The sequence below is a fragment of the Thermoplasmata archaeon genome, assembly GCA_038851035.1.
Taxonomy (GTDB): Archaea; Thermoplasmatota; DTKX01; order VGTL01; family VGTL01; genus JAWCLH01.
The window spans coordinates 39,765-54,716 of sequence record JAWCLH010000007.1 but is presented as its reverse complement, the minus strand read 5'-3'; the positions used below and the strand labels follow the sequence as shown (position 1 = coordinate 54,716).

At 62.6% G+C, this 14,952-nt stretch carries 14 protein-coding genes; 11 read left to right on the top strand and 3 right to left on the bottom strand.

Features of this window, described 5'->3' with window-relative positions:
* Positions 1 to 64: 64 nt before the first annotated feature.
* Positions 65 to 199, top strand: coding sequence for a hypothetical protein (locus QW379_03670; GenBank protein MEM2869505.1), 135 nt, complete (start codon positions 65 to 67; stop codon positions 197 to 199).
* A gap of 162 nt (positions 200 to 361) precedes the next feature.
* Here QW379_03670 and QW379_03665 read toward each other — a convergent pair whose 3' ends face one another.
* On the bottom strand, positions 362 to 586 hold the full coding sequence (locus tag QW379_03665; GenBank protein ID MEM2869504.1) for a transcriptional regulator: 225 nt from the start codon (positions 584 to 586) through the stop codon (positions 362 to 364).
* A gap of 143 nt (positions 587 to 729) precedes the next feature.
* Positions 730 to 999, bottom strand: coding sequence for a hypothetical protein (locus QW379_03660; protein ID MEM2869503.1), 270 nt, complete (start codon positions 997 to 999; stop codon positions 730 to 732).
* 90 nt (positions 1,000 to 1,089) lie between these two features.
* On the opposite strand from QW379_03660, the gene mutS reads away from it, so the two are divergent.
* The 7 genes from mutS (at position 1,090) to xseB (ending at position 10,199) form a co-directional block, all read left to right on the top strand.
* Positions 1,090 to 3,720, top strand: coding sequence for a DNA mismatch repair protein MutS (gene mutS, locus QW379_03655; GenBank protein ID MEM2869502.1), 2,631 nt, complete (start codon positions 1,090 to 1,092; stop codon positions 3,718 to 3,720).
* Positions 3,717 to 5,483: a DNA mismatch repair endonuclease MutL gene (gene mutL, locus QW379_03650; GenBank protein ID MEM2869501.1), complete on the top strand. Its 1,767-nt coding sequence runs from the start codon at positions 3,717 to 3,719 to the stop codon at positions 5,481 to 5,483. The genes mutS and mutL overlap by 4 nt, the downstream gene beginning before the upstream one ends.
* Before the next feature lie 122 nt (positions 5,484 to 5,605).
* Positions 5,606 to 6,145 (top strand): Holliday junction resolvase, encoded by a 540-nt coding sequence (locus tag QW379_03645; GenBank protein ID MEM2869500.1) that lies wholly within the window; start codon positions 5,606 to 5,608, stop codon positions 6,143 to 6,145.
* On the top strand, positions 6,145 to 7,665 hold the full coding sequence (locus QW379_03640; GenBank protein MEM2869499.1) for a PQQ-binding-like beta-propeller repeat protein: 1,521 nt from the start codon (positions 6,145 to 6,147) through the stop codon (positions 7,663 to 7,665). Before QW379_03645 ends, QW379_03640 begins: the two co-directional genes overlap by 1 nt.
* 438 nt (positions 7,666 to 8,103) lie before the next feature.
* The gene (locus QW379_03635; protein ID MEM2869498.1) at positions 8,104 to 8,634 is read left to right on the top strand and encodes a hypothetical protein; all 531 of its coding nucleotides are present in this window, start codon (positions 8,104 to 8,106) and stop codon (positions 8,632 to 8,634) included.
* 6 nt (positions 8,635 to 8,640) lie between these two features.
* Positions 8,641 to 9,957, top strand: a complete 1,317-nt coding sequence (xseA, locus tag QW379_03630; GenBank protein ID MEM2869497.1) for an exodeoxyribonuclease VII large subunit — start codon at positions 8,641 to 8,643, stop codon at positions 9,955 to 9,957.
* A complete protein-coding gene (gene xseB / locus QW379_03625) occupies positions 9,909 to 10,199 on the top strand; it encodes an exodeoxyribonuclease VII small subunit (GenBank protein ID MEM2869496.1) in 291 nt (96 codons plus the stop codon). The genes xseA and xseB overlap by 49 nt, the downstream gene beginning before the upstream one ends.
* A gap of 137 nt (positions 10,200 to 10,336) precedes the next feature.
* Here xseB and QW379_03620 read toward each other — a convergent pair whose 3' ends face one another.
* Positions 10,337 to 12,160 carry a PQQ-binding-like beta-propeller repeat protein gene (locus QW379_03620; GenBank protein ID MEM2869495.1) on the bottom strand — a complete coding sequence of 608 codons (1,824 nt, stop codon included), beginning with the start codon at positions 12,158 to 12,160 and terminating at the stop codon, positions 10,337 to 10,339.
* Positions 12,161 to 12,275: 115 nt separating this feature from the next.
* Between QW379_03620 and QW379_03615 the strand changes: the two genes are divergently transcribed.
* The 3 genes from QW379_03615 to QW379_03605 are packed head-to-tail and all read left to right on the top strand — an operon-like array spanning position 12,276 to position 14,887.
* Positions 12,276 to 13,427, top strand: a complete 1,152-nt coding sequence (locus tag QW379_03615) for an acyl-CoA dehydrogenase family protein (GenBank protein MEM2869494.1) — start codon at positions 12,276 to 12,278, stop codon at positions 13,425 to 13,427.
* A gap of 33 nt (positions 13,428 to 13,460) precedes the next feature.
* Positions 13,461 to 14,021, top strand: coding sequence for a 4Fe-4S dicluster domain-containing protein (locus tag QW379_03610; GenBank protein MEM2869493.1), 561 nt, complete (start codon positions 13,461 to 13,463; stop codon positions 14,019 to 14,021).
* The gene (locus QW379_03605) at positions 14,018 to 14,887 is read left to right on the top strand and encodes a CoB--CoM heterodisulfide reductase iron-sulfur subunit B family protein (GenBank protein MEM2869492.1); all 870 of its coding nucleotides are present in this window, start codon (positions 14,018 to 14,020) and stop codon (positions 14,885 to 14,887) included. Before QW379_03610 ends, QW379_03605 begins: the two co-directional genes overlap by 4 nt.
* Positions 14,888 to 14,952 lie beyond the last annotated feature (65 nt).

Genomic DNA, 14,952 nt, shown 5'->3' with positions numbered 1-14,952 from the left:
CTCGCCGGAATTAACTCTTTCCCCTGCGAAGTCCTTAAGTACTAAGTACTCAATCCCTTTTTAGGTGGGCCTGATGGACAGCATATTCCCGCCTTGCCCGAGATGCAACAAGGGCCACATGATACCGTTCTCCATGGGCCACGATGTATTCGAGGTCTGGAAGTGCACCAACTGCACTCACATAGTGTATAAAAAGTAACAATAAGCGGGAAATGGATCTCGACGGAGCTGGGTTGGAGAGCGACGGAGGGGCATCGCCCTATTCCCCCCCATCGCTATAGCGTGCTATCGCTGAATTCTTCATGCTCCCCATCGGTGCCGGGGCGCACTGAGCGGGTATGAGACGGGTGGTATGCTCCCTTCACTTGCCGGGCAGGAGGAAATAACCCGCCGCCTTCTCGCGCGCCTTCCTCTTTGCGTATCCCTTTTGCTCGAGTTCCTGCAGACCGGCCAGAACCTGGTTCTTGGGCATCTTGCACATCTGCGTTATTCTGTCTGCGTTGGCCATCTTCTCCTCGCCCACTATCCCCGCGCCCTTCATCACTTCATAGACCTTATTGGCCCTGTCCGAAACACCCTCGAGCATTCTCTTCCGCTCCCTCTTTTTCTTGCCGGGGCGGGAGATTACTTCTCCCGTATATTTATTTTGTGCTGTCGGTATGAGGCTGTGAAAAGGGTTGCCTCATAACCTCCGACGGACGGCCCCCGCTCATGCCAGGGCCCCCATCCCTATCTCTCACGCTTCCTGCTCAGAACTGCTATTGACCTTGCCTCTTCTTGGGGGAACTCGTAGGTTTGCAGCCTGTAGGAGATGTTCAGGGATTGGAGGACTCTGTGGACCTCTTTGAATTTGCTCTTAAACTCCTCCTCTGTGGTCCAGTCTATATAAAAATCGTGAGCCCCGAATATTGGTTTGATACCTAGCTTCATCATCGCGTGGACGACCTCAGAGGGGCCAGCGCTGTTGGGGTTGATGGTCACGTCTATATAGGTTCTCATGGTCTCCCCGACGATAATGCATCTGAGGGCTAATAAACCTGATTGCCGCGAGATATTAATATCCTCCGACGATATCCGGTCGGGCAGGCGATGGGCGAGCTCACCCCAATGATGGAGCAGTATAGGGCCATAAAGAAGGAATATCAGGACTATATTCTTCTCTATAGACTCGGAGATTTCTACGAGACCTTCTTCGAGGACGCAGCCCTGACCTCGCGCGAGCTGGACATAGTTCTCACGTCGAGGGGCAGGGGGGAGGAACGGGTCCCGATGGCGGGCATCCCCTACCACGCTGCGGAGTCATATATAGCCAAGCTCATCAAGAAGGGCCACAAGGTCGCGATATGCGAGCAGATGGAGGACCCTGCCCTCGCCAAAGGGCTCGTCAGGCGGGAGGTCGTGCGCGTCATAACCCCCGGAACAGTCCTCGAGGATTCGATGCTGGAGAGAAAGGCCGGAAATTACTTAGTAGCGATATCGAGGTCTGAGCGGGGCTTCGGCCTCTCCGCGGTCGAGGTCTCGACGGGCGAGTTCGTCACCATGGAGCTCACCGGCGAAGATGCCCTCACCCGTCTCCTCGGGGAGGTGTCCCGCCTGAAGCCCTCGGAGTGCCTCCTGCCTCCCGAGCTCTTCGGGGACAGGAGGCTGACGGAGCAGCTGAGGAATCTTTCGGAGATGGCGCTGGTCCGGCTCGAGGCGGAGGCCTTCGAGCCTCAGGCCGCCGCAAGAAGGATAATGGAGTACTTCGAGGCCGTCAGTCTGGAGGGCTTCGGGTGCGCCGGAAAAGAGCTTGCGATATCCGCCGCCGGGGCGGTGCTCTCCTACCTTGACCGCGTCCGCAAGGGGGCGGAGTTCTGCATCGACACCCTCAGGACCCAGACACCGGGGGAGCACATGGTTCTCGACGCCGTCACCCAGCGGAACCTCGAGCTCGTCCAGTCCCTGCGTGAGGGCAGCGCGAAGGGGACCCTTCTCGAGGTTCTGGATCACACCGTCACGGCGATGGGCGGGAGGCTCCTCCGCGGATGGATTCTCCAGCCCCTAATGGACGTCTCCCGAATTCGCCTGAGGCTGGAGGCGGTGCGTGAGCTCCTTGAGACCGCCGTTCTGTCCCAGACCGCCCGCGAGCTCCTCCGTGGTGTGCACGACCTCGAGAGGCTCACGGGTAGAGTCACATTCGGGACGGCGACGCCGCGGGATCTGCTCGCGGTCTCCTCGTCGCTCAGGGTCGCGGGCCAGCTCAGGAGGGTCCTCGAGCCCGCCCGCTCGGAGCGGCTCCGCCAGCTCGCAGAGGAAATCGACCCGCTCGAGGAACTGGCCTCCCTGCTCTCGAGCGCCATTCCCCCCGACGCGCCCGCCACCACCCGCGAAGGCGGGTTCATTCAGGACGGCTACAGCGCGGAGCTGGACGCGCTGAGGGCGAGTACGCGCGAGGCCCGCGACTGGCTCGCTGGTCTCGAGGTCAAGGAGAGGGAAAGGACAGGAATTCGGTCCCTGAAGGTCGGCTTCAACAGAGTTTTCGGCTACTATATAGAGGTCACTAAGCCCAACCTCGGGATGGTCCCCCCGGACTACATTCGGAAGCAGACCCTGGCGAACGGGGAGAGGTTCGTCACCGAGGAGCTCCAGAGATACGAGGAGATCGTCCTGAGCGCCGAAGAGAGGATTAAAGCCCTTGAGCAGAGGCTCTTCTCCGAGCTGCTCTCGAAAGTGGCCGCGCGGGCGCCGGGAATTCTGGCCACCGCTCGCGCCGTGGCCGAGGTGGACGCTCTTCTGAGCCTCTCAGAGGCCGCGTCTAGGGGCGGCTACTGCGAGCCGGAGGTGGACGAGGGGGACGCCATCGACATTAGGGAGGGCAGGCACCCCGTCATAGAGAGAGCGCTGCCCCCCGGCAGCTTTGTCCCCAATGACACCCACCTTGACTGCAGCCGGGAGCAGATAATGATTCTCACCGGCCCCAACATGGCTGGCAAATCGACCTACATGAGACAGGTTGCGTTGATTGTAATCATGGCCCAGCTAGGCTCCTTCGTGCCCGCGAGGAGCGCAAAAATCGGCATCGTCGACAGGGTCTTCACTAGGGTCGGTGCGACGGACGATCTCGTCAGGGGGCAGAGCACCTTCATGGTCGAGATGGTCGAAACCGCGAGCATCCTGAACAGCGCCACCCGCCGTAGTCTCGTCCTGCTCGACGAAATCGGGAGGGGCACAAGCACATACGACGGCCTGAGCATCGCCTGGGCAGTTGCGGAGTACCTCCACAACGAACCGCGCGCGGGCTGCAAAACCATTTTCGCCACCCACTACCACCAGCTCACCGAGCTCGCGCGCAGCCTGCCCCGGGCACGGAACTACCACATGCCTGTTAAGGAAGCGGGCGAGGAGATCGTTTTCCTGAGAAGGGTGGTCCCGGGGAGCGTGGACAGGAGTTACGGGATACAAGTCGCCAGGCTCGCGGGCCTCCCGAAAAAGGTAACGGAGAGGGCGAGGGCCGTCCTCGCGAGCCTCGAGGCCGGATCGGTCCCGGTGAGGCCCCGGGGGCCCAGGCAGACCACGCTTTTCGCCCCGCAGCCCGCCACCGACCCCATAATCGAGGAGCTGCGAGGCCTCGACCTCGAGCGGATGTCGCCCATCGAGGCGTTGGTCAGGCTCCACGAGCTGCAGAAGAAATTGGGGGTGGCCCCCAAGGCGGCCCCAGAGGTCAGGGAGGTCGGGAAATGAGAGGGAAAATTCGGGTTCTCCCTCCAGAGACCGTCGCCAAGATCGCGGCCGGTGAGGTCGTGGAGAGGCCCGCATCGGTGGCGAAGGAGCTTATAGAGAACGCTCTCGACGCCGGTGCCACTAATATCGTGCTCGAGATGGAAAAGGGGGGGAAGAGGCTCATAAGGGTCAGCGACGACGGCTGCGGGATGTGCAGGGAAGACTCCATAAAGGCGTTCGAGAGGCACGCGACCAGCAAGATAACCTCGGCGGAGGATCTCTCGAGCATAACCACTCTGGGCTTCAGGGGAGAGGCTCTGGCGGCGATAGCCGCTGTGGCTAGGGTAAAGCTTATCACCAGGGTCAGGGAGGAGGCGGAGGCGACCGAAGTCAGGGCGGAGGGGGGGAAAGTATTGGACGCTAGGGCCTCGAGCCGCTCGCCCGGGACGACTGTGGAGGTCCGCGAGCTCTTCTATAATGTGCCCGCGCGAAAGAAGTTTTTGAAGAGCGAGCGCGTCGAGGAGGAACATGTACTGGACGTACTGACGGGCTACGCCCTCGCCCGCCCCCGTGTCGGGTTCAGGGCGCTCTCGGACGGAAAGGAGGTCCTGTCGCTTCACCCGGCGGCAAGCCTCGGCGAGAGGGTGGCAGGATTATACGGCGTCCAGATATTCCGGGAGCTACTTCAAGTATTGGGTGCCTGCCGAGAGCTCCCGCACTCCTACGACGAGTATCCCCTCTCGGGCTGCTTCGTGCAGGGGTACGTCTCACGCCCCACCCTGACCAAGGGGCGCTCCTCAGAGCTGCGCTTTTTCATCAACGGCCGCCTTTTCTCCGACAGGGCCCTGACCCAGACGGTTCTCGAGGCCTACGGCGAGCTCATCCCGCAGGGAAGGTACCCTATCGGTGTCATCCACCTTGAGATGAACCCCGCCCTAGTGGACGTCAACGTCCACCCAGCGAAGAGCGTCGTCAGATTTGCGGACGAGGAGAAGGTGCGGACAGCGCTTCTGGACGCTGTCAGGCGCGCGCTCGCAACCGCCGCCAGCCAACCGCACGGCATCCCCGGGAGACCTCTAGAGCCCCTGCCTTTCACGCCCACAACGCCGCCGAAGGTCGAGGCTGGGCCGGTCCAGAGGACGATATACGGCGCCGAGGCCCCCCCGCCTCCCCCGCCCCCCGAGCCAGAGAAGGGCCTGCCCGAGCTCACAATCATAGGCCAGGCCCATAACCTCTATATCATAGGTCAGGCACCCGACGGAATCGTGATGATAGACCAGCACGCCGCTCAAGAGAGGGTGAACTACGAGCGGCTGAGGGAGCAGCTCTCCTCGGGCAGGGTCAGGAGCCAGACTCTGCTCCAGCCCAGGACTCTCGAGCTCGGAGCGAGGGAGAGGCGGGCTCTGGAGGCTGGGAGGGAGCTAATCGGGAGGCTCGGCTATCAGGTCGAGGAGTTCGGAGGGAGGAGTGTCGTGGTCAAGGCGGTTCCGGTTGTCGGTGGCACCGCCCTCCCGGCCGAGACCCTGCGGGAGGTTCTGGGCGAGGTTCTCGAGGCTTCGGGGAGGCCGGCGAGGACTCTCGAGGCGCAGGCCGACAGGGCGCTGAAGCTGATGGCGTGCCATGAGTCGGTGAGGGGTGGCGAGAGGCTCGAGGTCGCCGAGATGAGGGAGCTGGTCGAAGCGCTCTACAAAGCGCAGGACCCCTTCTCCTGCCCCCATGGTCGGCCCACGATGATTCACATGACGAGGAAAGAGCTGGAGAGGAAGTTCGGGAGGAGCGGGTGAAGCCCCGGCAGCTCTCAACTGCCGGACGGGGCCTCTTTACCCTTTCCCGGGTTACTCTCGTTGCGGGAAGTGGGTCTCGCAGGCAATCAATCATTTAATATCCTCAGACCGATTCAGATACCGTGAGCCAGGTATACGAGCGCGAGCTCAAGGGAATTCTGATGGCCGACCCGGAGGTTCTGAAGCGCGTCGTGGCGCACCTCCCGCCAGAGGAGCAGCTCGCGTACATGAGAATAATTGAGAGGCCCTTCGTGGTTGTGCGCGCCGCGGGCTCATTCGGCGTGGATATGGCGGTCGTGGGAATCATCCCATTTCTCGTTGAAGAGAAGACATCAGTTGACGACGTATACCATTTCAACAAGCCCAGAATCATCGAGCAGGCCGAGCACCTGAAGAGGCTGTGCATGGAAGCGGGGGTGACTCCCGTCTACGCCTATCGGCTCAAGCGCCTGAGGGGCGGAGACCCCTGGCGTCTCTTCACAATCGAGCTCGACGAGAAAAAGCTCTATGGCCTCCAGAGACTCTTCTACAGCAGGCTCCCGAAACTGGAGTACACGAGGAGCAATAATTACGTAATGCGCTGGGGGAGCGGCTGGCCCCTGCACTCCTTCATAGACTGGGCCGCGTCCCTCCCTCGCGGCGAGTACGGAGGTGGCGACTGATGCCCGGGGAGCTCAGGTGGCAGAAGTACTACATGGACGCCTCAATTAAGAGCTCTAGGCTCAAGTTCTACGCGATTCTTGAGAAGCCATTCGGGTCAGCGGCCTTGATTCCTCCCCCCCACCCAGCGGGTGACGCCCTACAAATCTCGCCACCTTTAATTCCTCACGGGACCAAAGCCATGGAAGTCACATCGAAATTCGTGACCAAGGAGGCCCCGGCGCTCGTTCTAGGGTTCCGGGCCTCCCCGAGCCTCCTCTCGATATCCTCTGAAAGGGCGCTCAGGTGGGTCAGGGAGCTCGAAGCCCCAATGAAGTATGTCTCGGTCGAGGGGGCTGAGGGGGGGATATTCGCCGCCCTTTCAGGCGGGCTGCTCTATTTCTTAAGCCGCGCGGGGAAGCCGCAGTGGAAGTACAGGATTGGACCTGAGGTCATGGCCCTCGCCTCTTCCTCGGCGGGCCAATGCGCGGCCGTGGCCGACGAGAAGGGACGAGTGGCCTGCATAGCCCTAGATGGAAAGCCTCTATGGAGCGCCAGGCTCGAGTCACCGGCGAGGGCGCTCAGGATGGCCGGCGACGGCTCCGCCGCCCTCTCCCTTGACCAGGCCGGTGGAGTCTCGCTCATCGCCCAGGGCGGCAGGGTCCTCTGGAGGAGGGCCTTTCCGGACGGGGTCAGGGACTTCGCCGCGACCGGGAGTCTGAGCAGGACGGTGGTCCTGACGGGCCATGCGCTCCACTCCCTCTCCTTCGACGGGAGCGAGCTCTGGACGGTGGACGTTCCGGAGGGTACGAGTGCTGTGAGAATGCCAGAGGACGGGGAGGGGATATACGCCATCGGGCCCCGGACGGTCGCGAGATACCTCCCTGGCGGGAAGAGACAGTGGCTCGGCGATATAGACAGCCACCCCCCATCTAGCTCGGTCATGCCGGGCCCGAGACTCCTTCTACTCCCCTTCCAGGGTGGGGCGGCCGCCGTGGACAAATGGGGCAACCTGGTGCTGGAATGCCCAGTGCCCGTGGCATGCGCCAGCGCCTCCTTCGCGTTCTACGATGGCATGGGAACCATATTCTCCATCGGGGAGGCTGGGGGCTCGACCCATCTATTCATTCTCGACGTCGGCCCCTCGCTCGTTGACTACTTACTCCGAGCGTCGAGGGTACTCGCAGACGAGTGCGCAAGGGCCGGACAGGCCGCTCCCATGGCTGACCGCTCCTTCCTCGACGCTCTCAATGCCGCCTCCTCCTCCGACCTCCGTGGAGCACTGGCGTCGGCGGAGCTCGCATGCAGGTACTACGAGGAAGCCCTGAGCGCGATTCAGAAGTCCGCCGACGGCGTAGTCACTCCGGAGGCAATGGCCGCCGTTGAGATATCGGCGCGGGAAGCGCTCGAGAAACCCCTCTCCAGCCGAAAGCCCTCCCTGACTGCTAGGTGCTTTTGTGGGGCCTCGAACCCGGTCTTTGAAACCGAAAGGCCCTTCCTCAACCTTTGTCCGAAGTGCGGGAAGCTAGGTTTGGTCAGATAACCCCCGGGCGCAGACCCCCTCGGAGGCGGGGTTCGACCACTGGCTCCCCAGCAAGAATAACACACGGGAGGGGGTTCGGCGGCTGGGCGCCCCATCTAACTCAGCCAAACACCCGGGCGCCATCGGAACTCACAGGTCCGCTCATCCGCCATCTCAGGGCTTGAAATTTGACGGCCGAAGGGCCCTGCCGGCCGCAGGGGTTGACCGGCCGACGTCGCCTGACCCTCTTGTCCTCATCTGGCGCAATATAATGATTCTCTGAAGGTTAAATAACTCTTTGTGCTGGGCAGGGCAAAGGGATGAGGTCCCGTGCCCTCGCGCCTGAAAGGTCTGAATGCTCACCCTCTCCATTAGGCGGATGTCGGCCCGCGCCTGGGCCTGGCGCCGTGAAAAAGCTTTATCTTGGGAGGTGGATTGGGCTGACGTGGTGGCGCCGGGATGCGTGGATTGAAGGCCGCGGTAGCCATTATCTGCACGGCCGCCCTTGTGGCGGCCTCAGGCTGCGTGGACATCTATGGAGCGCGCGAGCTCTTCGGCGGAAAGAAACCCTCCCCGAGACCGAGCTATCGCGAGAGGTGCAAGGTCCTGATAGCTCACGCCTTCAACTACAAATTTGCGGACCCCGCTAGCTGGGTTTACGTGGCGTCCCAGCAGGCATTTGTCAAAAGGGGCACTGAGTGGCTTAAGGTCTACATTGACGTCACGATCGTCGACTTCAACCTCCTCCCTATAGATATTTCCGACATCACGGGTTACTTCCAGAGATACCTTCGCGTCGAGGTTATCACCTCCGACGGCACTAGCTGGTTGGACCAGACCTACTATGCCACAGCCCACGAGAACATTACCGCGATGGGGCCGATTGACGGACCCTGGACAGTGCGCGTCGAGGCGGGGGGTGTGGGGAACGCTACGATCGGTCTCCAGGACAACTTTAAGGTCATGCTGACGGTCAGGGAGCCGGGGTGACCCCCGATGCGCCGGCGGGGGTCCCTCAGGAACGCCACGCTGCTCTCGTACGGAGGGGACCGGCTCGAGGAAAGAGGACGGGTACCGGAGGGACCGGGAGGGAGCGGGGCCGCGGGCGCGCCGCCCGGCCCGCGAGTTTTTGGAGTAACAGAGCTAACGCGATACATATCCAGCGTTCTCGAGGGCGACCCCCTCCTGCGCGATGTGTGGGTGAGAGGCGAGGTCTCGAACTTCCACCACCACCAGTCCGGCCATATGTACTTCGACCTTAAGGACGCGGCGGCGGTCCTCAGGTGTGTGATGTTTCGCGAAGTCAATCGCGCCTTGAGGTTCACCATCACGAACGGGATGAAGCTCCTGGTCAGGGGCGGTGTAATCGTCTACGCGGCGAAGGGTGAGTACGAGCTCCGCGTTGCCGAGGCCAGGCCGGAGGGCGTCGGGGAGCTCTTTCTCGCCTTCGAGCAACTGAAGAGGAAGCTCGAGGAGGAGGGCCTCTTCGACCCCAAAATCAAGCGCCCCCTGCCATTCCTCCCTAGGATAGTCGGGGTGGTGACCTCACCGACCGGCGCGGTGCTTCAGGACATCAAGCGAATTCTATTCGGCCGCTTCCCGAACGCACACCTCCTCCTCGCGCCCGCGAGGGTGCAGGGTGAGGGCGCCGCGGACGAGCTCGTTGCGGCCATCCGTCTCCTCAACTCTCTTGAAGAGGAGGGGCCGGACGTGATTATCCTGGCTCGGGGAGGAGGCTCACTCGAGGACCTCTGGCCATTCAACGAAGAAAAAGTCGCAAGGGCGATTCGCTCCTCAAGAGTTCCGGTGGTGTCGGCCGTGGGGCACGAGACCGACTTCACCATTGCCGACTTCGCCGCCGACGCCCGAGCCCCGACGCCGTCAAAGGCGGCTGAGATGGTCGTACCCGACAAGGCCGAGCTCGAAGGGCGCATCGCCGACCTCCGGCGGGCGCTGGACCGGGAGCTCATCAGCCGCTTCGACCAGGCGCGGCTCAGGACGGACGAGCTCACACGCGCCCTCGGAAGGGCCGTGGGCAACCTGCTCGCGAGGAAGAGGGAGCGTCTACTCAGGCTCTCGTCAATGCTCAATGCTATGTCCCCTGGGCAAGTGCTGGCGCGGGGCTACAGCATAACGCTCAGACGGTCCACGGGGCGAGCCGTCCGCGACCCCGCCTCGCTGCGGAGGGGCGAGGAGCTCCTGACCGTTCTCTCCGGAGGAGAGGTCGTGAGCGCCGTCAAGGGCACAAGCACGAGGAGGGAGGGATGGATATTTACAGAGATGAAGGGAAAAAGGGCAGGGAGAAGAGGCTGAGCTTCGAGGAGGCCCTGACCAAACTAGAGAACATTGTCAGGACGCTCGAGGTGGGGGAGGTCGGGCTCGAGGAGGCTCTCCGGCTCTACGAAGAGGGGAACAGGCTCTCGAGGAGGTGCCTCGAGGAGCTGGAAAAAATCGAGAAAAAGCTGGAGGTGGTGAAGCTCGTGGACGGGAAAATCCTCCGAGGGCCTCTTGAGGAGAGTGTATTGTCACCCTCGGGGGTGGGGGAGGAGGAGTAGCGGGGCAATTGCTGGGGGGTTCGGGATAGAGATAAGGGGGGTGTGGGAAAAGGGGGTGCGGGAAAAGAGAGGGGGAGGGGGTAGGGCCGGGGGTGCGGCTCTCGAGATTGGATGAGAACGAAGTCGACGGGAATTAATCACTTCAGCCTTGTCCTGCAGAATGGGCAGGTCTTCCACTGGGGTTTGACCTTCCTCCCGCAGCTCGGGCACTTCGGGGGTCCCTCGGGCTTCGGGCCCGCTGGGGCCTTCGCCACCGGCTCCGCGAGCTTCTTCTTTTTTAGCTCCGAGGCCTGGGCCGCCACCTGACTGGCGTAGTCCATCGCGAGGTCATACTCCCCAGCCTCCATCGCGTCCTTCGCCATTTTCAGTGTTCCGGCGACCTCATCCGTCTCAGCACCTACGGCGCGGGCCGCGGACAGCGCCGTCTCGGCCTCCGCCAGCTTCGCGGCGGCATCCGATCTCTTCTTCGCAATGGTCTGGGCCTGCTTGCTCGCCGAAGATATAAACTCCGCGGCGACGAGATAGTCCCTCCTCGCTATGGCTCCCTTCGCCTTCTCGAGCAGCGCCATGGCGTCCGTCACGTCGGCTCCGGTCTTCCCGAGTTCGCTGATCTCCTGGAGGGTCGCGCTGTACTCAGACTCGACCACAGGCCTGAGGTCCTCCGCTCCCTCTTCCGCCGCCGGGGCCTGCGTGGGAGGCACTTCTTCCGCCACGGGGGGAGGCCTCGGCGCCTCCGGCGCGCCCCTGAGGTACTCCTCGCTCCTGCGAGCGGAATCAAGGGCCCTTTTCAGTCTCCCCGCCTCCCGGAGTTTCTTCGCCCTCTGTATCGCCCAGTCGACGCGTGCGGTGCTCTTGCCCGCCTGCTTCAGCTCCGCGGCCATCTTCTCGAACTCCGCAAGCTTCTCGTCCAAGAGCTGGTTCAGTTGGGCCCGGAGGGCTTTCTCGGCGGATGCCCTGCTGGCCGAGACGCTGGAGAGGGCAATCTGCATACTTCCCGCCGCCGCCGATGCCTCGGCCTCGCTGAGGAGCCGCTTGGCCTCCTTCGTGTCCGCCCCTTCACTCTCCGCGAGTAGTATGGCCGTCTTCGCGGATTCTAGCTGAATTCTCAATATCTCCGGGTTCCTGAGCATCCGAACGGTGCCGTCCCTGCATCCTATGACAAGCGTGTCGCACATTCCGGTTGCTGCGATCGACCACACCTCGGGCCCGACCCTCGTCATCCATAGAAGGCGGCCGCCCCGCTCAAAAAAATAAATATATCGATCATGCGAGGTGGCGACCAAGTAGTCCCCGGTCTCTGAGAGGGTCACGCCGCGCACAATGCCCCCCGTCCTGTACTTCCAGACCACCTTCCCATCCGGGGAAATCAGGTAGATGTTCGTGTCGGTAGATCCTGCGGCCATCAGGCCCCCGGAGGGCAAGGCGGCGACGGATATCACAGCGCTCCCCGCCTCCAGCTTCCACATCTCCTTCCCGGCGGGGTCGAGCCGGCGCACGGTGCTGTCCGCGCAGCCAACGAGCGCCCCGCCTCCCTCAACCGCCACCGCGCAGAGAGGGTTGGTCCCTAGGTCCGCCCTCCACTCCACAGTACCTTTTTTATCCAGCGCGATGAGGGTCCCGCTCCACCCGGCCGCTATAATTCTGTCACCGGTAGCAGTTATGGAAGCGACCCTAACGAAGCTGTCCGTCTTGAACTTAAACAGGAGGCCCCCGCCCCTGTCAAAGGCGTAGACGTGTTTGTCGTAGGAGCCTCCCACGACTATACCCCCGTCCCCTGAGATACCGGTCCCGCCGACCATGTCGCCCGTCTTCTGCTTCCACAGGAGCGAGCCTTTCTCATCAATGATGTGGAGGTGCCCGTCCCACGAGCCCGCGGCCACGAGGCCGCCCCCGGGCGGCACGCTGACGCTCCACACAAGACCCTCGGCCTCGTACTTCCAGGCCTCGCTCAGATTCGGCATTTATCCACCCGGTGATGGCTCTCCGGCGCCTCGGTGCTAAAAGGCGCTCTGGTGTAATAAATATTGTTGGTGAGAAGGCGGCCAAATGATAAAAGGTTTTTATAATGCGGCTGAGTTGCGGAGAGCGTGGATCGCTAGGGGGAATGGAATGGACTTCAGGCTTAGCGAGGTTCAGGCGCTGACGAGGGACATGGTCAGGGAGTTCGTGGATAAGGAGGTCGCGCCACGCGCCGCAAGGACCGACGAGGAGAGGACCTTTCCGGTCGAGACCATCCGGAGGATGGCGGAGCTCCAGCTCCTCGGCCTTCTCGCCCCCCAAGAGTGCGGCGGCGCTGGAGTGGACACCATCACATTCGCGATAGCGGTTGAAGAGCTGGCCCGGGCGTGCGCCTCCACAGCGCGCGTGGTCGGGGCGCACAACGCGTTGGGCATCCTTCCCATCGCCGCCTTCGGGAGCGAGGAGCAGAAGGCCTCTCTCCTCCCCGCACTGGCCTCGGGTCAAACCCTCGGGACCCTGGCCCTCCTCGATAGCGGAGCGGGTCTGGACCTCTCGACCCTGCGAACCACCGCCGCGCGCGAGGGCGACGGGTTCAGAATCACTGGTAAAAAGCTCTTCGTGCCCATGGCGTCCGAGGCGGGTGTCTTTATAGTGCTGGCGACGACGGAGAAGGGCCCGACCCTCTTCGTGGTGGAGAGGGGAGATGGCGTAGCGCTGGGAGAGCGGGAGGAGCTGCTCGGTCTCCGTGGCGCGGGCATCGGCCCCGTTGAGTTCAGCGCCCACGTCCCGGTGGCGAACATGATCGGGCCGGAGGGCGGGGCCAGCCGAATTCTGGAGAGCGTTCTAGCCGTGGATGGAATCGGGCTCGCGGCGGCCTCGGTCGGCGTCTCCAGGGCCGCGATTGAGGCTTCGGTGGGCTATGCCAAAATCCGCGTCCAGTTCGGCCAGCCTATCGCGAAATTTCAGGCGATTCAGACCATGCTGGCCGAGATGGCGATAGAGACCGAGGCGACGAGGCTCCTGGTCTACAGAGCTGCCTTCGCGCGCGACAACGGGGAGGACATCAGGATGGCGGCGGCGATGGCTAGGGCCCACGCCGCAGACTCCAGCGTGCGGGTCGGGAACAAGGCGGTACAGGTTCACGGGGGGGTGGGCTATACGAAGGAGATGCCGGTGGAGAGATACTATAGGGACGCAATGGCTCTCGCGGTCTATCCATCGCCACCCGACTCGCATAGGCTGGCGGTGGCGGCGGAGCTTCTCAAATAATTTAAATAAACGGAGGGCTAGGGTGATGGCGAGATGTCGGACCTGACTGACCAAATGAGCTCCGCTGAGAGCTCCAGCGAGGTCAGCGAGCTAGAGAGGCGAATGCTCAGGGAGATGAGGGAGGAAACACCGGATTACTGCCTCCAGTGCGTCAAGTGCACCGCCGGCTGCCCGGCGATGAAGCTCCTCGAGCTCCACCCCCACGAGGTCATGGCACTATTCAACCTCGGCTTCACAGAAGAGCTGCTGAAGTCGGAGGTCATATGGTGCTGCGTTACGTGCTTCAAGTGCAAGGAGAGGTGCCCCCAGAAGGTCACGCCGGTGGACGTCATTCTCCTCCTGCGCTCAATAGCGGTCCAGAGGGGCCTCCCCGTGCCTCCCGGCTTCGCAGGAGTCCTTCAAGCGGTCATTGAGAAGGGGCTGATTCAGGACCCCGTCGAGGTTCTCTACAGGAGCGTCGCGACCGGTAAAAAGAGATTTACCGACAGGAAGGGCGCAGGTCTCGGCGAGGCCTCGAGGCCCGTGGACATGGAGAAGTTCAGGGAGGCGCTGACCGGCGCCCTTTGCCAGAGCCTTCTGGAGGACCAGCAATGAAGTACGCGCTCTACCTCGGCTGCGCAATAACCACCGAGGCCTACGCCTACGAGATGTCGGCCCGCGAGACGCTGGGCAGGCTCGGGGTGGAGTTCGTGGACTGTCCGGGCCACTCGTGCTGCGGGGTGACGATTCGCAGCATCAACCCCTTCGCCTTCCTATACCTCGCCGCGCGCAACATCGCCATAGGCGAGGGGACTGGTCTGGACATAATGACATTCTGCACGGGCTGCCGGATGACTCTCCTCGAGGCCAAGCACGTCCTTGACCATAACGACGGCATGAAGCGGAGGGTGAACGCTGTCCTCTCCACAGAGGGTCTTGAGTACAGGGGGACATCGAGAGTGATGCACATCGTCGAGCTCCTTCACGACGTCATAGGCCCGGAGAGGATAAAGGCCTCAGCCCTCAGGAAATTCAGGGGGCTGAAAATCGTGCCGCACTACGGCTGCCACGCCCTCAGGCCCAGCGCGGTCGGCAGGCAGGACGACCCGGAGAATCCCCAGAAGCTCGACCGCCTCATCGAGGCGCTCGGGGCATCCTCCCCCTATTATCCCCAGAAGCTTGACTGCTGCGGCGCACCCCTGCTCCTGAAGAACGACAGCGCAGCCTTCACGATGGCGGGTCAGAAAATCAAGGCGATTCAGGAGGCGGGCATTGACGCCGTCGTGACCGTCTGCCCCTCCTGCCAGAAGATGCTCGACACGCAGGACATATGCGGAAGGACGATAGGAGCCGAGCTCAGCCTTCCCGTGATCTACTATACCCAGCTACTGGGCCTTGCCATGGGCCTCGACCCGGACCGCCTGGGTCTCGGGATGAACATCAGCCCGGTAAGGAAAATAATCGACTGGAAGGAGCCCTGACGCTCCCCATTCTGGGATGGGGAACGCCGCATGGCCCCGGCCGGAGAAAGCGGTGCTGGGCGATT

Coding starts and splice junctions, on each gene's coding strand:
- QW379_03665 (MEM2869504.1), bottom strand. CDS start 586: ATGCTCGAGGGTGTTTCGGACAGGGCCAATAAGGTCTATGAAGTGATG.
- QW379_03660 (MEM2869503.1), bottom strand. CDS start 999: ATGAGAACCTATATAGACGTGACCATCAACCCCAACAGCGCTGGCCCC.
- mutS (MEM2869502.1), top strand. CDS start 1,090: ATGGGCGAGCTCACCCCAATGATGGAGCAGTATAGGGCCATAAAGAAG.
- mutL (MEM2869501.1), top strand. CDS start 3,717: ATGAGAGGGAAAATTCGGGTTCTCCCTCCAGAGACCGTCGCCAAGATC.
- QW379_03640 (MEM2869499.1), top strand. CDS start 6,145: ATGCCCGGGGAGCTCAGGTGGCAGAAGTACTACATGGACGCCTCAATT.
- QW379_03635 (MEM2869498.1), top strand. CDS start 8,104: ATGCGTGGATTGAAGGCCGCGGTAGCCATTATCTGCACGGCCGCCCTT.
- xseA (MEM2869497.1), top strand. CDS start 8,641: ATGCGCCGGCGGGGGTCCCTCAGGAACGCCACGCTGCTCTCGTACGGA.
- xseB (MEM2869496.1), top strand. CDS start 9,909: ATGGATATTTACAGAGATGAAGGGAAAAAGGGCAGGGAGAAGAGGCTG.
- QW379_03620 (MEM2869495.1), bottom strand. CDS start 12,160: ATGCCGAATCTGAGCGAGGCCTGGAAGTACGAGGCCGAGGGTCTTGTG.
- QW379_03610 (MEM2869493.1), top strand. CDS start 13,461: ATGTCGGACCTGACTGACCAAATGAGCTCCGCTGAGAGCTCCAGCGAG.
- QW379_03605 (MEM2869492.1), top strand. CDS start 14,018: ATGAAGTACGCGCTCTACCTCGGCTGCGCAATAACCACCGAGGCCTAC.